Origin of the sequence: Lentilactobacillus raoultii, from assembly GCF_900411375.1 — a bacterium.
Taxonomy (GTDB): Bacteria; Bacillota; Bacilli; order Lactobacillales; family Lactobacillaceae; genus Lentilactobacillus; species Lentilactobacillus raoultii.
The window spans coordinates 34314-55525 of the sequence record NZ_LS422987.1 but is presented as its reverse complement, the minus strand read 5'-3'; the positions used below and the strand labels follow the sequence as shown (position 1 = coordinate 55525).

At 42.3% G+C, this 21212-nt stretch carries 20 protein-coding genes; 13 read left to right on the top strand and 7 right to left on the bottom strand.

Annotated features, from left to right (window positions below):
- Positions 1-355: 355 nt before the first annotated feature.
- The 3 genes from ED605_RS08010 to ED605_RS08000 all read left to right on the top strand — a co-directional run bounded on the left by ED605_RS08010 (position 356) and on the right by ED605_RS08000 (position 2786).
- The gene (locus ED605_RS08010) at positions 356-1264 is read left to right on the top strand and encodes a magnesium transporter CorA family protein (RefSeq protein ID WP_121978384.1); all 909 of its coding nucleotides are present in this window, start codon (positions 356-358) and stop codon (positions 1262-1264) included.
- 280 nt (positions 1265-1544) lie between these two features.
- Positions 1545-2399: a tyrosine-protein phosphatase gene (locus ED605_RS08005; RefSeq protein WP_121978383.1), complete on the top strand. Its 855-nt coding sequence runs from the start codon at positions 1545-1547 to the stop codon at positions 2397-2399.
- A gap of 135 nt (positions 2400-2534) precedes the next feature.
- Positions 2535-2786, top strand: a complete 252-nt coding sequence (locus ED605_RS08000; protein WP_121978382.1) for an SHOCT domain-containing protein — start codon at positions 2535-2537, stop codon at positions 2784-2786.
- Positions 2787-2866: 80 nt separating this feature from the next.
- Here ED605_RS08000 and ED605_RS07995 read toward each other — a convergent pair whose 3' ends face one another.
- A complete protein-coding gene (locus ED605_RS07995) occupies positions 2867-3886 on the bottom strand; it encodes a sugar kinase (RefSeq protein ID WP_121978381.1) in 1020 nt (339 codons plus the stop codon).
- A gap of 473 nt (positions 3887-4359) precedes the next feature.
- Entirely contained in the window at positions 4360-5019 is a 660-nt protein-coding gene (locus ED605_RS07990; protein WP_121978380.1) for a GntR family transcriptional regulator, read from the bottom strand.
- A 253-nt stretch (positions 5020-5272) separates the two neighbouring features.
- Between ED605_RS07990 and uxuA the strand changes: the two genes are divergently transcribed.
- From uxuA to ED605_RS07975, 3 genes are all read left to right on the top strand, one after another.
- A complete protein-coding gene (uxuA, locus tag ED605_RS07985; RefSeq protein WP_121978379.1) occupies positions 5273-6349 on the top strand; it encodes a mannonate dehydratase in 1077 nt (358 codons plus the stop codon).
- A gap of 392 nt (positions 6350-6741) precedes the next feature.
- Positions 6742-8040, top strand: a complete 1299-nt coding sequence (locus ED605_RS07980) for an MFS transporter (RefSeq protein WP_121978378.1) — start codon at positions 6742-6744, stop codon at positions 8038-8040.
- Between the two features lie 152 nt (positions 8041-8192).
- A complete protein-coding gene (locus tag ED605_RS07975; protein WP_121978377.1) occupies positions 8193-9764 on the top strand; it encodes a glycoside hydrolase family 30 protein in 1572 nt (523 codons plus the stop codon).
- Positions 9765-9860: 96 nt separating this feature from the next.
- Here the strand turns inward: ED605_RS07975 and ED605_RS07970 are convergent, their stop codons facing one another.
- Together ED605_RS07970 and ED605_RS07965 are read right to left on the bottom strand one after the other, a co-directional pair.
- Entirely contained in the window at positions 9861-10847 is a 987-nt protein-coding gene (locus tag ED605_RS07970; protein ID WP_121978376.1) for a LacI family DNA-binding transcriptional regulator, read from the bottom strand.
- A 184-nt stretch (positions 10848-11031) separates the two neighbouring features.
- Positions 11032-11670 carry a bifunctional 2-keto-4-hydroxyglutarate aldolase/2-keto-3-deoxy-6-phosphogluconate aldolase gene (locus tag ED605_RS07965; protein ID WP_162919778.1) on the bottom strand — a complete coding sequence of 213 codons (639 nt, stop codon included), beginning with the start codon at positions 11668-11670 and terminating at the stop codon, positions 11032-11034.
- Between the two features lie 376 nt (positions 11671-12046).
- Between ED605_RS07965 and ED605_RS07960 the strand changes: the two genes are divergently transcribed.
- Positions 12047-13951, top strand: a complete 1905-nt coding sequence (locus tag ED605_RS07960; RefSeq protein WP_121978374.1) for a glycoside hydrolase family 2 TIM barrel-domain containing protein — start codon at positions 12047-12049, stop codon at positions 13949-13951.
- A complete protein-coding gene (locus tag ED605_RS07955; protein WP_121978373.1) occupies positions 13938-14894 on the top strand; it encodes a beta-galactosidase small subunit in 957 nt (318 codons plus the stop codon). The genes ED605_RS07960 and ED605_RS07955 overlap by 14 nt, the downstream gene beginning before the upstream one ends.
- Positions 14895-15298: 404 nt before the next feature.
- On the opposite strand, the gene ED605_RS14620 is transcribed toward ED605_RS07955, so the two are convergent.
- Complete coding sequence (locus tag ED605_RS14620; protein ID WP_162919777.1) at positions 15299-15466, bottom strand: hypothetical protein; 168 nt, start codon at positions 15464-15466, stop codon at positions 15299-15301.
- Positions 15467-16107: 641 nt separating this feature from the next.
- Here ED605_RS14620 and ED605_RS07950 point away from each other — a divergent pair.
- The 4 genes from ED605_RS07950 to ED605_RS14615 all read left to right on the top strand — a co-directional run bounded on the left by ED605_RS07950 (position 16108) and on the right by ED605_RS14615 (position 18575).
- Entirely contained in the window at positions 16108-16890 is a 783-nt protein-coding gene (locus ED605_RS07950) for an HAD-IIB family hydrolase (protein WP_121978372.1), read from the top strand.
- Between the two features lie 185 nt (positions 16891-17075).
- Positions 17076-17270, top strand: a complete 195-nt coding sequence (locus tag ED605_RS07945) for a hypothetical protein (RefSeq protein ID WP_121978371.1) — start codon at positions 17076-17078, stop codon at positions 17268-17270.
- Positions 17271-17385: 115 nt separating this feature from the next.
- Positions 17386-18180 carry an alpha/beta hydrolase fold domain-containing protein gene (locus ED605_RS07940; protein WP_121978370.1) on the top strand — a complete coding sequence of 265 codons (795 nt, stop codon included), beginning with the start codon at positions 17386-17388 and terminating at the stop codon, positions 18178-18180.
- 218 nt (positions 18181-18398) lie between these two features.
- A complete protein-coding gene (locus ED605_RS14615; RefSeq protein WP_162919776.1) occupies positions 18399-18575 on the top strand; it encodes a hypothetical protein in 177 nt (58 codons plus the stop codon).
- Between the two features lie 84 nt (positions 18576-18659).
- Here ED605_RS14615 and ED605_RS07935 read toward each other — a convergent pair whose 3' ends face one another.
- Positions 18660-20282: a peptide ABC transporter substrate-binding protein gene (locus tag ED605_RS07935; protein WP_121978369.1), complete on the bottom strand. Its 1623-nt coding sequence runs from the start codon at positions 20280-20282 to the stop codon at positions 18660-18662.
- Positions 20283-20641: 359 nt separating this feature from the next.
- Here ED605_RS07935 and ED605_RS14610 point away from each other — a divergent pair, with 359 nt between their 5' ends.
- Positions 20642-20803, top strand: coding sequence for a hypothetical protein (locus ED605_RS14610; RefSeq protein WP_162919775.1), 162 nt, complete (start codon positions 20642-20644; stop codon positions 20801-20803).
- Here ED605_RS14610 and ED605_RS07930 read toward each other — a convergent pair.
- Complete coding sequence (locus ED605_RS07930) at positions 20800-21102, bottom strand: hypothetical protein (protein ID WP_225419088.1); 303 nt, start codon at positions 21100-21102, stop codon at positions 20800-20802. The genes ED605_RS14610 and ED605_RS07930 overlap by 4 nt on opposite strands.
- Between the last annotated feature and the right edge of the window lie 110 nt (positions 21103-21212).

The following is a 21212-nucleotide window of genomic DNA, read 5'->3' as shown; positions in this document are numbered from 1 at the left end:
TGGTTCATACCGCCCGTCGCATTCAGTTAAAGTTAAGTGCGACCCACGTCTATCAAGCGGTTTTCAAGCGGATTCTCCTGAATATCCAGCAATTATAGGTAAAAGCAACTGAGCGTGGTCTAAAAAATTTAGGATTTTAAAGGGGCTTATTTGGCGTGCTTTCAGCAGCTGGATAAAGCCCCTAATCCCTCAAAATGTGACGGTTAGTGACCAGTTAAGTTTTGTCAGCGATCAAAAGTGCCTGAAAGGATAAAAAATGGCCCTCAAAAGGACCAAATCAGGCAAATTTTAAAAGTAGAGATTATTCAGGGGTAAAATGATGATGTAATTTAAAAAACATAAGGGAGCGGGGCCGATGATAAAACCAGAGCAGCGGGTGGCGGGCATTCAGTGGATTGAAACGGAACGATTAACGGTTAATGAACGACAGTTACTTCAAGAGCGATATGCCATTGATGAAGATATTATGACCTATGTTACCGATAAGGATGAAAGTGCAAATTACGTTCATGATATTAATGAGGGTGACCAGTTGTTTATTTTCTTGGCCCCTTATCCACTCGATCGGAAAAACCTGCGTTATATTACCAGGCCATTTGCCATTTTGCTACATAAGGGTCGGCTGTTTACGTTCAATGAAAGTCGAATTCGAGAAGTTAATGCGGCTTTTCGCGAAACTGTTGATAATCCGGAAGTCCAGGATGTGGATACGTTTATTCTCGAATCACTGTTTGCACTTGCAGATAGTTACATCCCAATTTCCAGAGAGGCGTCGAAGCGGCGGAACCATTTGGATAAAATGTTGAATCGAAATACCAAGAACGCTGATTTAATTGCGTTATCCCATTTGCAACAGACCTTAACGTTTTTATCAAGTGCCACTCAAATCAACTTGAATTTATTGAACCGACTGCCGCGAACTTATTTTGGGCGGGATGCCGATCAGGATAAGAAGGACTTATTTGAGGATGTGCAGATTGAGGCAGAGCAGGTGCAGCGGATGCTCGAAATTGAGACCCAAGTCGTCGATCGAATTGATCATACTTTTAATAATATTGCCAATAATAATCTAAACGATACGATGAAATTTTTAACAATTTGGTCATTAACGATGGCGGTGCCAACAATTATCACCGGCTTTTATGGAATGAATGTGGCGTTGCCGTTGTCAAAGATGGAAGACGCATGGGTGATTGTGATCTTAATTTCCGTTACTTTAATTGTCTGGCTGTTAATTATGTTGAAGGTGCATCACAAAATGTAGTGAGTGGATTCAAGCGGTTAACACCCGGATGATAAGGGATCAATCTGGGAAATCGTGGTTTTGGATTTTTCAGATTGATCCCTTATCAGGAGCGGTGTTGCTTGGTGAAGCTGTCCTAAGATCAGTGAGCGAACAAGTCGCTTTCCTGACATGTCGGTGTCAACTCAATGATACGCAACTTTTACTGAATTTTTACAGGAATTAAGCCAAACTAATTACTAAACGAACTACAATGAACGTGTTACATTAGATTATGTGAGACTAAAAGGGGGTTGAGAAAATGAAGCGTCATAATGCAGCATTTTCAAACACAACATCATCATTGGAAGCCGGTGCCATTCCAATCTCCGAATCCCAAGATGTTCAAATTAAAACTCTGGCACCTGTAAAGGCGGAAGCCGATCATGAAATTAAGTTGACCGGTGCGTTTAACGTTCGTGATCTCGGTGGCTTTGTCACTCGGGACGGTCATCGAATTAAAGATCACGCGCTTTTGCGATCAGCTCGTTTGAACCAGCTAACAAAACATGACGTTGACATACTTATCCATGAATATAACGTCGGAATCGATTTCGATTTACGACGACCCCAAGAAGTTGCAGCACAACCGGATGTTAAAATGCCGGGCGTTCAGTACATTAACGATTCAGTTGATACGGACGAAAGCTTTCACTATCAGATTAATCATCGGAATAATCGGCAGCATTACCGTTCCTATATCACCAATCAACGGGCACGAACGGCTTATCACGACTTATTCATGGCTTTGCTGAAGACCGATGGCAAAGCGGTTTTGTGGCACTGTGCGTCTGGTAAAGACCGAACCGGCCTTGGTGGCGCACTGATTATGTATGTTTTAGGCGTCGATATGCAGACCATTTTTTCTGATTATGTTGCGTCAAATGACTTTTTGCGGGCACATAATCAAAAGCGATTGGCGTTAATGAAAAAGGCTGGTGCGACTGAAGCTGAACTTGCAACTGCAAGAATTGATGGTGGCGTTGACCGGTCGTATCTTGAGTCCGCGTTTGATGAAATTGCGCGTGAATTTGGGTCGATTGACCAGTATTTAGTTGACGGTTTAAAAATTTCAAGACGGCAACAACGCAAGTTACGAAAAAAATATTTAATTTAATAGAACGTTAATTTCTCAACTATTCGAGCAGGTAATTCGCCTAATTCGGATAGTTTTTTCTTGGGGAGGGTTGTTCTCAGGATACCTATGGGGGTATGATGAAAGTAGAGAAATTAAGAAAGAAGGCCGATGCTTATGATGAGATCTTGGGGTTGTGGTTCCGGTTGGTCCGGGTTTGGTCACATGAGTGGCTGGATGGGATCCGGCTTCAGTTACTTAACCATTGTGTTGGTGGTTATTTTACTAGTCGTGATTTACTTGGCTTTTCGGAATAACCACCGCTCTAATCCACAATCGTCTGCTTTGACAATTTTGGACGAACAATACGCTATGGGAAAAATTAACGAAGATGAGTATTTGAAACGTAAGAAAACCTTGGAAAAATAGATCTTTCTTAAATAAAATGGCCCACCTCAACCAAAGTACGAATTAGTTGGGATGGGTCACTTTGTTTTAAGAAAGGTGGCTTATCGGTTCATAGCTGAGCCACCTTGAGCAGCTAATTTGGCAATTTCGTCAGCATATGCTAAGTTGAAGTCTCCGGAAATTGTTAGTTTAGTGACACTGGCAGCGATCGCGAAGTCAACTTGGGCTTGCACATCTTGATGGTTTAAAACCCCATGCATCAAGCCGGCTGCAAACGCATCTCCACCGCCGACGCCTTCATACACGTCGACATCGTAAACCGGACTTTCGTAATAATGGTCATTTTTTAGGAGGATTGCGGACCACTGGCTTTTTTCAACTGTATAGATATTTCGAAGTACCGACCCCACCATTTCCAAGTTTGGATAACGAGTGACTAATTGCTTCATAGCCGCTTTAAACTGCGCCTTTTGGGCAATCCCGTTTGTCATATCGCCATCAAAAGCTTTAATTCCAAATGAAGCTTCAAAGTCTTCGTCGTGGGCAAGGACAATTGAAACAAATGGCATGATTTTTTTGGAAAATTGTTGGGCATCCTTTGAAGACCATAATTTTCCCCGGAAATTAGCATCGTAAACGACTTTAATCTGGTGAGTATGGCAATAGTTGGCCGCGTCCAGTACCGCTTGCTGCAATTCCGATGAAAGGGCAGGGGTAATTCCGGAAACGTAAAAATAATCGGTTCCTTTTAGCAATTGATCCCAGTTGTATTCGTCACTGGTCGAAGTCGCAAATGAGCTGTGGGCTCGATCATAAACGACGTTAGTGCCACGAAGGCTAGTCCCCTTTTCAAAATAATAGGTGCCGACTCGTTCACCGCCGCGAAGAATCTGGTTCGTTTCAACACCGTATCCGCGTAGACGATATAAAGCTGCTTCACCCAGCATGTTCTGAGGCAGTTTGGTCAGATAACGGCTTTGATCGCCAAATAGTGCCAATGAGACGGCAACATTAGCCTCTGCACCACCAAATGAAGTTTCAAAAGCAGTGGCCTGAATGATTCGGGTCCGATCCGCTGGTTTGAACCGTAGCATCAATTCGCCAAAAGAAGTTAATTTCATTATAATCCTCCTAAATTCGAAAGTGTGGTTCCGCTTACACTTAATTATATATTAATATATCAGATCGTCAACTGCCAAAACTAAAAGCCACACTGCCAACAAAATTTGTTGACAGTGTGGCTGGGAGTGTGGGGGAATTGCTTACTCCATTTGAAAAAAATCCAAGTTCCGGCTTTTCACCATAAGACGCCTTAGTCTTCGTGAATTAGCCGCTTGAATCCGCTCACTGCTATCAGGACAGCTACACCCGGCAGACTCCTCCATGTAAGGGATCACTTGGAAAAATCCAAAAACAGGATTTCCCCAAGTGACGCCTTACACTCCGGAGTCTAACCGCCGGGCTCCGCTCACTGATCTTAGGACAGCTATTTCAAGCAATTCACTGCGTCTAAGGGATCTCATGGCAAAAAGCCAAAATCCGGCTTTTCACCATGAGACGCCTTAGTCTTCGTGAATTAACCGCTTGAATCCGCTCACTTCACAAAGTAATCCGGGAACTCCGCTACCAACGTACCTTTTTCCGCTAACATTAGGTTGAGATGATCGTAGGCGCGCTGACCACTTAGCACTTTATCATGGTTTTTAACCGCTTCTAAAATTCCCTGATGTTGGTCAATCAGTTCCTGCCACGGCATTTCAGTTTTTTGAATTCGCAGGAATCGGTACCGATCCAGTTGCAGTGTGAGGACTTTTAACCAAGTCCACACTTCGCCCTTTTGGATGGCAGTGTAGAACTTTTTATGGAAATCATCATCCAAAGAAAAGAAGTCGACACTACTGTGATTGCTTGCCGCCAGTTTTTGTTTTTCAATCACATTTTGGGCGTCCAGAATATCAAAATCGCTCATTGTCTGGGAGGCTTCTTCCACCACACTTCTTTCGACACTTTGACGGACAAAGCGGGCGTTTAACGCACTCTTCAAGCTGATTTTAGTGACGTAGGTACCACTTTGGGGAACTGTATCCATTAAGCCGTCGTTTTTTAATCGCAAAATAGCTTCTCGGACAGGGGTTCGACTGATGTTTAACTGGTCAACCAGGTTTTTATCCTGAACCCGTTCGCCAGGCGTTAATTTTAATTTTAAAATATCTTCAAGAATTGTTTGATACGCAATTTCGTTAAGACTCTGCATGAGTAAACTCCTCGGATCTTATATTGATTAAGATCAAGTATACTAGTATTCCGTTATTCCGACAATGTTTTAGTGATTAAAGCCGCTCAGTTTATTGGTAAACTATCGTTGTAAGGGTGGCCATTAACGATAATTTCTTTATTTCAATTTGTGAAATTTCATTTGACAGCGTTTTCTATCAGTGTTAAATTATTAGCTAGGTAATATACTAGAATATTAGTTTTGGTAGCTTTTATTGATTAAGGAGGAAAGTATGGCAAATCTTAAAATGGGATTTCGCTGGTTTGGTGAAAAGGATGACCCAATCTCCTTAGCCGAGATCAGACAAATTCCCCAAACAAAACAGGTGGTTGGTGCGTTATTTGATGTTCCGGTGGGCGATGTTTGGCCGCAGGAAAAAATTAACGCTTTGAAAAATCAGGTTGAAGATGCCGGCTTGAAGTTGGAGGTCATCGAGTCGGTTAATATCCACGATGATATTAAGATCGGACTTCCCAGCCGGGACCAATACATTGAAAATTACATTCAAACAATTAAAAACCTTTCCAAAGCGGGGATTAAGGTCATTTGCTACAACTTTATGCCGGTTTTTGACTGGTTGCGAACGGATTTACACCATCAACTTGCTGACGGGTCAAATGCCATGATGTACGAAGAAAGCAAATTACCAAAGGACCCCGAAGATTTAATGGCCGAAATGAATTCTGGGTCACACGGCTTTAGTCTGCCGGGATGGGAACCTGAACGCTTGGCTGCTTTAAAAGAGCTTTTTGCGGCCTATAAAGATGTTGATGCCGATAAACTGCGTGAAAATCTAAAATACTTTTTGGATGCTATTATTCCGGTTTGTGATAAATATGATGTTCGCATGGCGATGCATCCGGATGACCCGCCTAAGCCATTATTTGGACTGCCAAGAATCTTTAAAAATCGTGACGACATGCTAAAGATTGAACAGCTTCATGAATCACGCTATAACGGTTTTACGATCTGTACAGGTAGTCTTGGTGAGAACCCAAAGAATGATTTACCGGCAATTATTCGTGAATTTGTTCCTAAAGATCGGGTCCCATTCATGCATGTTCGAAACATCAAATATGTTGGCCCAGCAGCCTTTCATGAGTCGGCCCATCCTTCTTCAGAAGGCTCATTAGACATGTTTGAAATTATGAAAGCCTTACATGACACCGACTACGATGGTTACATTCGGCCAGATCACGGTCGCAACATTTGGGGCGAAGACGGTCGTCCCGGGTATGGCCTATACGATCGGGCACTTGGCATTACGTACCTGTTAGGATTGTGGGAAGCGCTTGAGAAGAACGCTTAAAACAGGTTAATTAAATTGAATAAGCTAAAAACGGTTTTGACGAATTTGTCGAAACCGTTTTTTTAACAATTTTTTGATATGAAATTTACTAAAATACGTTTATTAATCCAGGATATTTTTGCAATAATTTATTGCATAAAAATCAATTTAGTATCAAAAAGAGACTTTTGGTGTTGAAAAATAAATTCGAATAATATTGACAGCGCTTTCTGTAAGTGTTAAATTCTAGATAATTGATATATTAAAATTTCAATTCGACCTAATTTTTTAGTAAAAAATATATCAATAAAATTTAAAAAAAGGGGGGGCTTGGGTCACAAGCTTTGATGTGGGGGCATGGTTTCTCAAAAATGTAAGCGAAACCAAAATTAATTATATGAGGAGTGAACAGTATGTCTCAAAATAACCAACCTGATGAACCAAAAGAGGTCAAAACGGCTGTTGGTGAAATTACAAATGCGCGGGTCAAAGATTCACAACAGCCCAAGCTGCCTTGGATGATTTCCTCAGCCATGTTTTTAGCACCACTTTGCTGGTATGGGCCAATTGGATCGACTCGAAGTGTGTTAATTCCGCAATTATTCAGTCAAATTGATCCGGCTCAAAAGGTTTGGGCTGTCGGCATTTTAGCCACGGTCGCTTCAATTACCGGTGCGATCGCTAATCTGTTATTTGGCGCCTTTTCCGATGTAACCCGTTCCCGGTTTGGTAAACGGAAACCATACATCGTTTTAGGAACCATTGTGATTGCGATTTCTTTAGTCGTGATTGCTAACATTCAATCGATTCCAGCTATTATTGCGATTTGGATCATTGCGGCTGCGGCCGAAAATGCGATTGCCGCGGCGATTTATCCACAGATTTCTGACCGGGTAGCCCCGAAATGGCGGGGAACCGTGTCAACGTTCTATGGCGTTGGCTTTACGATTGCCCAACAAGGTTTTGCATTATTAGCAGCTCAATTCCTGGGCAATGTTAAGTTTGGGATTTATACAATGGCTGCCTGCACGGTAGTTTTAGCGATTATCCATGAGTTGTTGATTCAGGAAAAAGGAAACTTGGATGAGCCAAAAGTTCATTTAAACAAGGATACCCTTAAGAAGTACTTCTTCTTCCCAACACATGATGCTCGTGATTTTTACCTGGCGTTAACTGGAAAATTCTTTATGGTGGTTGGCTCAACGATTGTGACCACTTTTCTATTGTTCTTGTTTACCGATTACATTGGTCAAAGTACCGGGGCAGCTGGTAAGTCAATTTCGGTTTTCTCAATGATTATGTTAGTCATCGGTGTCTTCTTCGCACTGGTTGGTGGCCCGTTAGCCGATAAGCTCAAGCGGGTTAAAGCACCAGTTGTGATTGCCACGTTTGCCTTGGGTGGCGCAGCACTGTTTCCACTGTTTGTTCAAAAGCCATGGGCCATGTTTGCCTACGCTGTTATCGCCGCTTTTGGAAATGGGTTGTATAACTCCGTCGATGGTGCTTTGAACATGGATGTGCTGCCATCATCCGATACTGCAGGTAAAGATTTAGGTTTAATTAATTTGGCCAACACCCTTGGGCAAATGTTGGGGGCCATGGTGGCCTCAGCTATTGTGGAAGCCTTTGGTTATCAAGCCATCTTTATCTTTGCAGTCTGCATGGAAATTGTTGGTGGAGTTGCTATTGCAATGATTAAACGAGTCCACTAAGTAGGATTAAACGAGTTAAACTTGATTTTGAACACATGGAACGAGACACCTGGGAGCTTGCCAAGGGCAGGCGTTAAACCAAAGTGGCGACTGTCATCGCCAATCATTAAATTTTGTTATGAAAGTTGTTTTTAGAAAGGATGTTTAAGTAAATGTCAGAGAACACATCAAAGGGACTATTTCCAACCGAATTTTGGACGGCAACAGCGGGGGATCTTTCGCAAAAGCGGGATCACATCGATACGCCACAGCCACAAGATGATGCTAGGGATGCCGCAAAGATTGTGATCGATCCTGCCGACAAGCACCAGGATTGGTTGGGCGCCGGTGCAGCAATTACCGATGCGGCTGCTTCCTTAATTTGGAAACAGAGTAAGGAACAACGAAGTGCGTTGCTGCACGAACTATTTGATCCAAAGGAAGGGAATTACTCAACGATTCGTATTCCGTTGGGCTCATGTGAACCGGCTAGTCAACCGTATTATACTTACGACGATGTCCCATTTGGCGAGCACGATGCCAGCTTATCGAAATTCTCGATTGGCGAGGGTCAGCCGGGTGCACCGGATGCGACTAAGGACTTGAAATATATTGTGCCGGTGGTTCAAGAAATTTTACAAATCAATCCAGCGGTTAAGATTATGGCGTCACCTTGGTCGGCACCGGCTTGGATGAAGAATACTGGCGAATTAAAGATGGGTGGTCACTTCCGATTCGGTGAATATACCGGTAATGGTTACGATCAACAAAAGGATACTTTTGAAGGCGTTTACGCCCAATACTTCGTTCGTTATATTGAAGCCTACAAGAAACTGGGGATTCCGATCTATGCGATTACTATTCAAAACGAACCGTCGAATGCCGCAGCTTGGCCGGCAATGATTTGGAAGATTCCGGAATTGGCCAACTTTGGCTATAAGTACTTGCGGCCGGCATTGGATAAATCTTTCCCTGATACGAAGATTTATTTCTGGGATGGCAGTTTGAACGTCTTAAATGATCAGATTGCAAATGAAATTACCCCGGAACAGGCCAGTGCCTTTGACGGGTTTGCTTTCCACACATATGATGGGCCGTATACCAACCTGTTTAAGGGCAGTCGCTCGTTTCCACATTGGAAATTGGCCATGACGGAACGTCGCTGCATGATTGAAGAAACACCAGAAGATGCTTCTCACATTATGTTTGGCTTGATTGGTAATTGGCTGGTTCGTCAGGGACTCTCATCGATTTTTCTATGGAACATGGCGCTTGATGAACGTGGGCTGCCAAATATGGTCGGCTCAACTGGTCGACGGGGTGTCGTGACGATTGATCATACAACTGGTAAGGTGCAACGAAATTTGGAGTATTACATGCTCAGAAACTTTGGCCAAGACGTTGTTCCCGGTTCAAAGGTGATCGGCTCAACCACTTACACGCAGGATGGGTATACAGGCGGCCTTGGCTCGGTGGCTTTCTTGGCACCGGATGGCTCGATTTCAGCACACTTGTATAATCCAACGGGTAAGCCACTTGAAGCGGCAGTTACCGTTAACGGTCAACCATTAACTTGGCAGCGGGTAACTGTCCCGGCTTGGGGAACCGTGACGCTTCACAAAGCCTTTGGCGAGGTTAATGAAAGTGCGCCGCGTCAGGACGAAGCCTTTAAATTGAACCCTTATCCGGCTAATTTGGCAGACGATGAAGCACCGGGCAAAGGTGTTAATAAAGATAAAAAGTAGTCAACAGTTTAACTTGATGGTTGACCATAAAAAATCGGCAGTTCTCTCAGATAAATGCGAAGGACTGCCGATTTTTACATGGTGGTGTCAAAGAAGTTAAGTGCTTTGGCGTTCTGTAATTTTAATTGGCGTATGCCGCGATTGAAATTGGCCTCGGGTTTGACTAACGATGGTTTCGACACCCTTGACGCCCATTTCGTGGAATGATTGGGTGACACTGGTAATTTGGGGTCGCATAATCGAGCACAAAAAAGTGCCATCAATACTGATAACCGCAAAATCTTCCGGGATTCGCAGTCCCTGACTTTGCGCCTGGTTCAGCATGCCAATTGCAGCTAAGTCACTTGAAGCCACAGCGGCCGTCAAAGCCGTTTTTTTAGTGTAGTGGGCCATGGCGGCCAAGCCATCGTCATAGGTGAATTCGCCGTCGTAAACCCAATTCAACTGTGGGGTGATGTGATGATCTGACAAGGCCTTCCAGTAACCGGCTAATCGCAGTTGACCGATCACCGTTTCAGGATCTGCAGCCGCAAAGCCGATTTTAGTGTGACCTTTCCTAAGCAGAAAGTCGGTTGCTTGGTAGCCAACCTGAAAATCGTCCGATGAGATAAAGGGAAAGCGATTTTTTAGGAAGCCAATTGATAAGAATAAAAATGGAATGTTGGCCGATTTAAGTAATTGATCGTTCTGTGGATCCAAATCGATTGCCACTAAGAGAATCCCCATTACAGACCGTTCAATCACCGTTTCTAACGCCCGTTTTTGCAAATCAGCGTTCTTCTCACCGGCGTACAAAATAATCACGTCGAGATTCTTTTTAATGGCAGTTTCCTGAATGCCGTTAATAATTTGGTCGGCGGCGTTGGTTTGAATCGTACTGATGATCACAGCCAGCACGTGGCTCTTTTGGGTAACCAGTTCGACGGCATTGGTATTTTTCTGATAGCCTAATTTTTTAGCCGCCTGACGGACTTTCTTGGCGGTTTTCTCTGAATAGAAGTCACTTTGATTGGCTAAAACCCGCGAAACTGTCGCTGGTGACACGCCCGCCAATTTGGCAATATCTTTAATGGTGATTCCCAAAATACCCGCTCCTCGTTTTTCTACTAAAATAATGAACTTAACTCATAGTTTACCATATTCGGCCAATTGACAAAAAAGCACTGTGTTTAAAACCAGCTAAACTAACAGTTTTAAACACAGTGCTTTTGAGGTTACAAATCAAGTGGTGCAATTCTTTAAAAAGGATGGTTTAAAGCAATTGTGACTACTTTGACTTAATTTCTTGGTACTTCTTGATATAAGCCTTGGCGTTTTCAGTAACCTGATCATAATCACCAGTTGCACCTGGGCCAACCAAATTACCACCGGCACCGACACAGACGGCACCAGCCTCAAACCAGTCTTGGAGATTATCCAAGTTGACACCACCAGTTGGCATCACGTTGATTTGTGGGAACGGACCGTGAAGTTCCTTGATCATACTTGATCCTGAAACGACAGCCGGGAAGAGTTTAACAATATCCGAACCGCCCTCAAGTGCTTTTTGCATCTCACTCATGGTACTGCAACCAGGAAGGTAAGGAATTTGATATAGGTTACATAACTTAGCAATATCGACATCGAAAGTCGGACTAACAATGTAGCCGGCTCCGGCCATAATTGCTAACCGGGCGGAAGTAGCGTCCAGAACAGTTCCGGCACCAATCACACCATTTGGTAATTCAGCAGTTAATTTTCCGATCACTTGGTCAGCGTGGGGAACCGTAAAAGTTAATTCGATTCCGGTCACACCGCCCTTAATTGCAGCCTGACTAATTGCCACTGCTTTTTCCGGAGTATCAGCACGGACCACAGCGATAATACCGGCGTCGACAATTTTCTGCAAGCTGGTTAATCGATTCATTGACATCTCAGCGAAATCTCCTTTGACATTTTTGAAAACGGGCAAATAAATAATTTCAGTTTAGTATATCAGTTTCATATATTAATATATTACTTTTACGATAAAAAATCAACCATTCTAGTCCGATATCTAATTAAAATTGAAAGCGGTTGAGGTTTGGCGGCAGTGAGCGTTGGCACTACTAATTCACACTGAGTTGGTTAATGGGCTTTTAGGAAACCAGTTCATGTTGACTGAGAGGAATGAAACGTTCTGCAATTCTCATTAAAAATAATTAAACATCAATGAAAAAATTTAATAACAGATTGACAAAATAATGTGAAGCGCTTACATTAATGGTAGGACGTTAATTTGTTAGTTAGGAGTGTGAGAATTCATGAGTCAAAAAACGGTCACTCAAGCAGCATTACGTTGGTTGGACGACCCGGAAGTCTTTCGGGTAAACGAAATACCGGCTCATAGCGACCACCAATTTTTTAAAAATCAGGATGAAGTAAACCAGCACCAAAGCAGCTTCGTTCAGAGCCTGAATGGGGATTGGCGGTTTGCCTATGCCCAAGATCCAATGAGTCGTCAAAAAGACTTTTATCAAGCTGATTTTGACAGTAGTAATTTTGACACCATTCGAGTACCGGGATTAATTGAATTTGCCGGTTATCATAAAATTAAGTACATTAATACCTTGTATCCATGGGAAGGTAAAATTTTCCGCCGGCCGGCTTATACGATGGGACCGGATCAGGACGGTGCCGGCATGTTCAGCGAGGGTAAAGACAACCATGTTGGTCAATATGTTAAGAAATTTACGTTGGCTCCGGCTTTGCAACATCATCAGGTTCGCATTCGGTTTGAAGGTGTTCAAACGGCGATGTATGCATGGTTGAATGGCCATTTTCTGGGATATGCGGAAGACAGCTTTACGCCGCATGAATTTGATTTAACCCCTTACTTGGTCGATGGTGAGAATACGCTGGCAGTCGCCGTTTTTAACCGAAGTACGGCCAGTTTCCTGGAAGATCAGGATATGTTCCGATTCTTTGGGATCTTTCGGGATGTCTCGCTCATCGCCCAACCGGCAGTCCATTTGGAAGACTTATCGATTAAACCAACGGTCAACGATGACTTTCAATCTGGCCGGTTAACGGTCGATGCGCAGTTCAACGGCCAGCAAGCCGGAACGGTCGCTCATCTAAACGTAACGGATGCTGCAGGCCATCAAGTTTATGAGAGCAGTCAAAAAGCCGATGGGGATGTTCGCCTGGCCGATACGCCACTTGAAAGCATTCACTTATGGGACCACGATAATCCTTATCTTTATCAATTAACCATTACGTTGACGGATCAGGCCGGTCAACCATTGGAAATTGTGCCATATCAGTTTGGGTTTCGCCGAATTGAAATTAATCAGGCCAAGGTAATCACCTTAAATGGTCAACGCTTGATTATCAAGGGCGTCAACCGCCACGAGTGGGATGCCAAATCCGGTCGGGTTGTAACGATGGCTGATATGCAGGCCGACATTGCTACCTTTAAGAAGAATCATATTAATGCAGTGCGGACTTGCCATTATCCGGATCATCTTGCCTGGTATCGCCTATGTGATGTCAACGGCATTTACATGATGGCTGAAAATAATTTGGAATCCCACGGAACTTGGCAAAAGTTGGGAGACGTGGAGCCTTCGGATAATGTGCCGGGCTCACTACCTCAATGGCGGGCAGCGGTTCTTGATCGAGCCAAAAATAATTACGAGACGTTTAAGAATCACACCAGCATTTTATTCTGGTCGCTTGGAAACGAATCGTATGCCGGGGATGATATTGAGGCTATGAATCAGTATTATAAGCAAACGGACCCATCCCGGCTGGTTCATTATGAAGGGGTCTTCCATAATCCGAAATATAAAGCCACCATTTCCGATGTTGAAAGTCGAATGTATGCCACCCCAACTGAAATTGAAGATTATTTGAAACATGATCCACAAAAGCCGTTTCTGCTTTGTGAATACATGCATGACATGGGCAATTCCATTGGTGGCATGAAGTCGTACATGGACTTGCTTGATAAGTACCCGATGTATCAAGGCGGCTTTATCTGGGATTTCATTGATCAAGCGATTGAAGTTAAAGATGAAGTAACCGGTCAAAAGGTCCTGCGTTACGGTGGGGATTTTGACGATCGGGTTTCCGACTATGAATTTTCCGGTGACGGCCTCATGTTTGCCGACCGAACTGAAAAACCAGCCATGCAGGAGGTAAGATACTATTATGGTAAATACTAAGCAATTAAGAGTTGTTTACGGTGATGGCACGCTTGGCGTTGGTGGGGATGATTTTCACTATATCTTTAGTTATTCACGGGGCGGCTTGGAATCACTGGTAATTGGCGGTAAAGAATGGTTATATCGTGAACCCAAACCGACTTTTTGGCGGGCAACCACCGATAATGACCGGGGCAATGGCTTTTCAAAAAAGTCAATTCAGTGGCTGGGGGCTGACATGTTTATTGACGTTAAGTCGATTGACATTAAGGTTAATGGTCAATTAATTGAGTTCCCCAAGCCACCGTTAAATAATCAATATTCCGATCACGAAACGGCGGCACAAGTTGAAATTAGTTACCATTACCAAACGCTGACGATCCCTCAAACAACCGTCGATGTTACTTACTCGGTTACCCCTGACAGTGCCCTTCAGATAAAGGTGCACTATGCGGGGAAGAAGGGACTCCCGGAATTACCGGTCTTTGGGATGCGGTTTATCATGCCCACCAAGGCCGTTAGCTATCAATATAATGGCCTATCAGGGGAAACCTATCCGGATCGAATGGCTGGCGGCATCCCAGGAACCTATCAAGTAGCAGGTTTACCGGTAACGAAGTATTTGGTCCCGGAAGATAATGGCGTTCATATGCAAACCAATTGGGTCACGGTCACCCGGCAGAGTACCAAGGATAATTCGGATGCTTCAACGGTGCCGTTTAGTTTGAAGTTTGAAAAATTAACTGGACCATTTGCCTTTAGTGCCTTGCCTTACACGGCTGAGGAGTTGGAAAACGCCACCCACATTGAAGAACTGCCATTACCAAGGAGAACGGTGGTCTCAATTTTGGGCGCAGTTCGGGGTGTTGGCGGTATTGACAGTTGGGGTGCCGATGTGGAACCACAATACCATATTCCGGCTGATCAAGACATTGATTTTGGCTTTGTGATCAAAAGAGGTTAAACTGAGGAGTGTCCATTGAGATTTCTTTTCTACTTCGAATGGGGCTTCGATTAGAGTGAAATGAATTCGAATGGTAAAGGACCTTTAGGTCAGTTTTTAGACTGATTTAAAGGCCCTTTTGAGGTTTGGCTTCGTTAAGGAAGCCTTATTTTTTGTTTTGAAGCTTTTTGAGAAATAGGTGATTTATGATCATAAAGACAGGAATGTAGATTATAAATGAAATAGCAAAAAAGATAACCCATTGCGGCAAATGAAGTGGATGCCAGTTATTTAAGAAATAGTCCATCATCAAAGTAGTTAAAATTATTGGAATAAGAGTTGTGGCAGCCAAAGCCAACCGCTCTTTTTTAGTAATCCTTTTTTAGCCATTAGTAATTCCTCCTTAAATAATGACGATTGAAATACTATTTGTATTTTTCAAAAAGGAGTACCAACCAAATACAGAGTGTGTAGCCGGTTGCCACAACTAAAATTAGAAATGGTTTGTCAACGGATTGAAACTCTGTAAGAATGTAGATTATCCAGAAGAATGCCAAGAATAGTGGTGTTAGTTTAATGACAAAATCTCTCAATGTTGATCATCTTCCTTGTGAGCGTATTTATTACCAACCAAACACTAAGAAGCAATATGATGATTGCCTACCGATCAAAATTCATCGCAATTCCATTTATGAAAATTTTATTTTTGGCTTCTAAATTTTTTAAGAAACAGTCGATTCATGATCACAAAGACAACAGTAGAAATCGTAAAATAAATAGCAGCGACGATTAGCCACTGTGGCAAATGAAATGGGTGCCAATTATCCAAAAAATATTCCATTATCAGATCAGTTGAGATGAATGGTGTAAGAACGACGATGACTAGCCAAACTAATCGTTCTTTTTTGTAATTACTTTTTTAGTCATTATTAGCGCCTCTTTTAGCTTAATATTCATTAAATCTCAAAGGAACTACGCAGAAATTACCCATCAATTTAAACTTATCATACTGCTAATCGAAAAATAGTAAAATGAAATGCTTATAAATATCGCGCATATTTAATTTTAATCGTATTTTTATACAATGTTTTAACTATAATGAATAAAATAATACTGAGCTATTGTAGAAAATGAAAATGTTTTGAATCGATCTCAGTTATGCTATATTTTTATTAAACGTAATGTGAGATTTTGAGAACATTTATTTTTTAAAATGGACGGTGATATTTAAGTTATGAAACTAGTTTTTGATGTTGATGGTACCATTAGTTTTGATGGTCAAAAAATTGACGATCAAATCATTAGGGAGATTAAAGCACTGCCAGTTAAGCAAGCTGAATTAGTCTTTGCTTCTGCAAGACCAATTCGAGATTTGTTGCCAATTGTCAGGATGTTTTCTAATTCAAGTTTAATCGGCGGAAATGGCTCAATCATTTCCTTGAAAGGACAAGTTTGCGTGACCAGCCCCATCAAGAGTCAGGATTACCAGTTTTTAAAGATGCTGATTAAAGCTAATCATTTGGATTATCTGATTGATGGAAAATGGGATTATTCAGCCCATGTCCAACAGGGAAGCCCTATTTTGAGGCAACTTGATCCTGATCACCTAGCACACAATGTTGACTTAAAGGGGTTAAGACAACCAATTAAAGCAATCTTATTGAATCTGAGCAACCAACAAATGCAATTATTGGTAAAGCGGTTAAGGGGCCAGACAGCCCTTTCCATTGTTGAACATCACGGTGAACATAATATAGATATGACGGCAACCGGCATCAACAAGTACGCAACCCTTAGAAAATTGTTTCCAAAAGATGATTATATTGCGTTTGGAAATGATGATAACGATCGTGAATTATTAGCTGGTGCCAGAAAAAGTGTTTGGATTGGGCCGTTAGATCGAGCTGAACAGGCGGGCGTTCTTCATCCGGATTTTAATTATTCAGCCAATGTTTCAGGTGCCATGCAGGCAATCGAGCATATAAGAAACTTTCTGAAAAATGATATGATTCGCTAATCCTTGGTTTTAGAGGCGACGTTGTCCAGATAGTCAGCGGAAAAATATTTAGGACTGTGTCAAGTTCTAACCAGGTTTGCCCTCCACCTGTTTAACCATGATGACATGGCACAAAATATTTGATAAACTTTCAATAGTTAACGGCTGGTATACATTTAACAGATTGAACTTGAAAGGAAAAATTAATGAGCGTTTATCTATATATTGGCCTGGTCATTGGCATCCCGGCAATTCTAGCAGTTGGCCTCGTTCTTTTTGGCAAACAGGTTGTAAAAAGCCGAGATGAAAAAGACACTTATTTCAGACGGTTAAGGATTTTGGGACCAATAATAATCGTTTTGTATGTGCTGATTTTTTGGTTATCGGTTCGTTTAGTGTAACCAGTATTGGTACTTAGTAATCCAGCAAAGCGTTTTAGTTGATTTGTCCCAGACTTGGGTAGATACTGCCTGTGAGAAGTATTAATTGGTAAGATCTATCTAAGGGGATTTTGACATGGCAAATTTAGTTGTTAAAACCGACATTGAGTATGATGCTGTTAATCATCAAAAGACTGACATCTATTATGATGGGGATGTACAAACCGCTAAGGGCGCCATCATTGATATTCATGGTGGTGGTTGGTTCCGCGGTAATAAATCAAAGGATGCCGATTCATCCAAGTGCTTTGTTGAACTCGGATATTTGGTTGTGACACCGGCTTACCGGATTACGCCAAAAGCCTATTATCCGGCGCCACTTGAAGATATGGATCGGTTATATGATTGGCTAAAGCAGTCAGATTTACCATTTGATCATGATCACATTGGCGCCTTTGGCTCATCAGCTGGCGGCAACATGGTCGTTGAGCTGGCGATTAAATATGGCATTCCGGTGGCGTCGCTTTCTGGCATTTTAGATATCGATCATTGGCTGAGCCAGCACGAAGATGTGGTGGCCGCAGAAGGTGATACCAGCGGCTTTAACAGTACGGCCAGCGCTAATATTAATCAGACCGGTGCCAATGATCCATTTTATAAATGGTTTGTCACCAACTACTTTAACGGCCGCACAGATCAGTATGAAGCGGCTACCCCCTATCATCGGGTGACTGACCAAACCGGACCGATGTATCTGGCCAACTCGTTAAATGAGTTTGTGCCGACCAGCGGCGTTTTGACGATGGCGCAAACATTAACTGAGCATCAAATTCCCTATACAACCAGGATGTTGACGGGAAGTCGACATGCCAAAGGGTATTTGGATGATGTCTGGGATGATGTGGCCGCATTCTTTGCTCGGACTGTTTAATGTATTGGCAAAATTAGTTTAAAACCTGATATGATTGAAACCATTAAGGAAGTAATGCAATTACCTAAAAATCGTGATTACATCACTGCTTTTTTGCCAATAGCCATAGCACAAGCCTATAGAAAATGGTTGCGTCAGTAACCGGACCTATGATAAGTTGATTAGGTCGACAATTTATTGTCGCGAGTACAAGTTAACCATCCAAAAGGAGATTTCCTATGACGGTTCTGATACCAATCTTTTTTCTGTTACTGATTATTTCAATTATTGTGGCATTCACTGATCTCATGAGAAAAGGACGTGTGCGAAAACGGCGAATTGGTTCGATTATTTGTTTTGCCGTCCTTTTAGGGTACAGTCTCTACGAAGCAGTTTTTGTTTATCATCTTTATTAATGGCTTCAAGTGACACGCAGAAAATTGAGTCACCATTAAAAAAACGATTGCGTCCTTCTTTTTAGGGATGTAATCGTTTTTTAACTATTTAACGTAAGCCTCTTTGAAATTATAGTTTGGTCCAGCAGTATTATAAATGACGTTTTTAACTTTTGAGCGCACAAGCCATTTTTCACCTGATTGATAAAGCGGCACGATGGCTTGATCTTTCAAGGCCAGATTCTGGGCTTGGATCATATCCTGCCACCTGGCAGTTGGTTTGTCAGCATCCTGATCGTTACTCTTGGCAATTAAGCGATCGTAAGCAGCATTTTTCCATTTCGAAATATTGCTTGGATTTTTAGAGGTCAAAATGTTTAGGAAGGTCACCGGGTCTGCGTAATCTGCAAACCAGTCCGCTACTGTAACCTGAAATTGATGGTCGGCTTGACGGGAAAGCACTACTCGGGCCGGGATGTTGTTAAGCGATACTTTTAATCCCGGCAGCTTTTCAAGCGCACTTTGCAAATACTCGGTCAGCTGCTTGGTGTCGTAATCATCTCCCGCCATCAAGGTGAACTTAAGTGATTTCATGCCGACCTGTTTTAATCCCTGCTCGAACAGCTTTTTGGCTGCTGGTAGATTGTAGGTCATTGAAGCTGGTGCCGTGGTTTCGGCGGTAAAATCTTTGCCATTTTTAGGAGAAACTGCCAGCCCCTTTGAGACAAAGTTGTCGTTTTGAATAGCACCGCCACCCACCACTTTATTAACTAACATCGGCCGATTAATGGCCATCGAAATGGCTTGACGGATTTTTAAATTCTGAAAGACCTTTTTCTTTTGGTTGAAGGCGATATAGTAGCTGGACGATTGTTTTCGGGTGACCAAGTTTTGATTATGGCGATATTGCTTGGCCTGATCGTTGGAAAGACCGTTCATATCTAGCTTCTTTTGATTATAAAGGTTCAAACCAGTTGATGGATCCTTGACGACACTGTATTTAACGTCATCTAATTTAACATGTTGATGATCCCAATAATTAGGATTTTTCTTCAATGTCCAAGAGAGGTTGGAACCGGTCCACTTGGTTAGCGTAAACGGCCCATTATAAACTTGTTTGTTGGCCGCGGTACCGTAGCGACTACCATATTTTTGAACAGCTTTAGCATCCTGTGGGAAGAATACTGGAAAGCCCATCAATAATTTAAAGAAGGGTAGCTTGCTTTCGAGGGTCACCGTTAATTGATAACGTCTATTAGCTTTGATTCCCAAGGACGAAACTGGTGCCTTGTTGTTTTGAATCTTATCAGCGTTTTTAATGCCTGAAAACAGGTAACCATATTGTGAAGACGTTTTGGGATTCAGCGTCCGTCGCCAGGAATAAACAAAGTCCTGAGCCGTGACCGGATCACCGTTGCTCCACTTGGCGTTTTTGCGAAGATGGAATGTATACGTTTTGCCGTCTTTTGATTCAGTGTAACTTTTCGCGATCCCTGGCTCGATTTTACTATTTTTGCCAAGTCGAAAAAGTCCCTCATCAACGTTATTTAAAACGGTGAAGCTATTTAGTGCCGTTGTTTTGGACAAATCGACCGATGTTAATTCAGAATCGATTGATGTGCGGATGACTTGCTTCTTAGCGCTTTGTTTGGCCTGCCCGCAACCGACCAGTAATAAGGCGGTTGCGGCCAAACCTAACCACAACTTTGTTCGTTTAAATGACCCCATATGATAATCCTCCCTATTTTGCCAACTTTTCAGCAAATGCATCAAAAAATGACTGGTGTTTTACTATCAACTCATGTTAGCTTTCTTAACATTTTAATCTCATTATACTTTAATGGAAATTTAATGCAATCTTTTTTTGACAAAATAGGGAAGGCTGCTTTTTAAAGCGTGTTAATTATTTTCTGAATTTGCCAAAAAACTCACGAACGGAGTTCCCAGTTGTGAGAAACCTAATTCGTGAGTTTTTGATAATTGTTTAAAATGATCACTAAGATTTGTCCACCAGACTTCAATTGGTTGGCAAACCGCATTAAGCTGAAACATAACTGAATACTTGAAATGTCGGGAGGTAGTTTGAAGTGTTAGTGATTGGTTTTGTTATTTTAATCATCACGGTTTTGGGAGGCTTAATTGAGTTGATTCAAAGAAAGAAGCTGTCATCGACTGTCGTTGGCGGCTTCTGGTTTGCGATGGTTGTTATTTTTGGATCGCTTTTGCTTTTCTTTATTCGGGATTGTTAAAAATAGTTGAGCGCCAGCACGGCAGCTAAGTAACCAATGCCGATTACCAACACCAGATAGTGCAGTTGATTAGTCAGCTTTAGTAGCCTAGTGGTGGCGTAATCCTTATTGAAAAAAGTATGAAACCAACTCAATGGCAGTAAAATTAGCAGAACGCCATAGCCGACCTGCTCGTAGAAAGTGCCCATCGCTATGACAACAGGGGCCAGTAAACTCATCATGGCCGAACCGATGAGGTACATGATGGCAAATTTACTCATGAATTTTGGTTTAATCAACTGGTGATTTGAATTCAACAACTGACATCATCTCCATTTTGAAGTGGTTACACTGGCATTATAACAAGTCAAAGTTGTTAAAACCATATTGAAAATGAAAATCTAAATTTAATCGACAGTCAAAATATGAT

What these genes read in the sequence shown, in the direction of transcription:
- ED605_RS07960 (WP_121978374.1), top strand. Translation starts at nt 12,047, where the DNA reads ATGAGTCAAAAAACGGTCACTCAAGCAGCATTACGTTGGTTGGACGAC.
- ED605_RS07950 (WP_121978372.1), top strand. Translation starts at nt 16,108, where the DNA reads ATGAAACTAGTTTTTGATGTTGATGGTACCATTAGTTTTGATGGTCAA.
- ED605_RS07980 (WP_121978378.1), top strand. Translation starts at nt 6,742, where the DNA reads ATGTCTCAAAATAACCAACCTGATGAACCAAAAGAGGTCAAAACGGCT.
- ED605_RS08005 (WP_121978383.1), top strand. Translation starts at nt 1,545, where the DNA reads ATGAAGCGTCATAATGCAGCATTTTCAAACACAACATCATCATTGGAA.
- ED605_RS07945 (WP_121978371.1), top strand. Translation starts at nt 17,076, where the DNA reads ATGAGCGTTTATCTATATATTGGCCTGGTCATTGGCATCCCGGCAATT.
- ED605_RS07995 (WP_121978381.1), bottom strand. Translation starts at nt 3,886, where the DNA reads ATGAAATTAACTTCTTTTGGCGAATTGATGCTACGGTTCAAACCAGCG.
- ED605_RS07940 (WP_121978370.1), top strand. Translation starts at nt 17,386, where the DNA reads ATGGCAAATTTAGTTGTTAAAACCGACATTGAGTATGATGCTGTTAAT.
- ED605_RS07935 (WP_121978369.1), bottom strand. Translation starts at nt 20,282, where the DNA reads ATGGGGTCATTTAAACGAACAAAGTTGTGGTTAGGTTTGGCCGCAACC.
- ED605_RS07990 (WP_121978380.1), bottom strand. Translation starts at nt 5,019, where the DNA reads ATGCAGAGTCTTAACGAAATTGCGTATCAAACAATTCTTGAAGATATT.
- ED605_RS08010 (WP_121978384.1), top strand. Translation starts at nt 356, where the DNA reads ATGATAAAACCAGAGCAGCGGGTGGCGGGCATTCAGTGGATTGAAACG.
- ED605_RS07955 (WP_121978373.1), top strand. Translation starts at nt 13,938, where the DNA reads ATGGTAAATACTAAGCAATTAAGAGTTGTTTACGGTGATGGCACGCTT.
- ED605_RS07965 (WP_162919778.1), bottom strand. Translation starts at nt 11,670, where the DNA reads ATGAATCGATTAACCAGCTTGCAGAAAATTGTCGACGCCGGTATTATC.
- ED605_RS14615 (WP_162919776.1), top strand. Translation starts at nt 18,399, where the DNA reads ATGACGGTTCTGATACCAATCTTTTTTCTGTTACTGATTATTTCAATT.
- uxuA (WP_121978379.1), top strand. Translation starts at nt 5,273, where the DNA reads ATGGCAAATCTTAAAATGGGATTTCGCTGGTTTGGTGAAAAGGATGAC.
- ED605_RS08000 (WP_121978382.1), top strand. Translation starts at nt 2,535, where the DNA reads ATGATGAGATCTTGGGGTTGTGGTTCCGGTTGGTCCGGGTTTGGTCAC.
- ED605_RS07975 (WP_121978377.1), top strand. Translation starts at nt 8,193, where the DNA reads ATGTCAGAGAACACATCAAAGGGACTATTTCCAACCGAATTTTGGACG.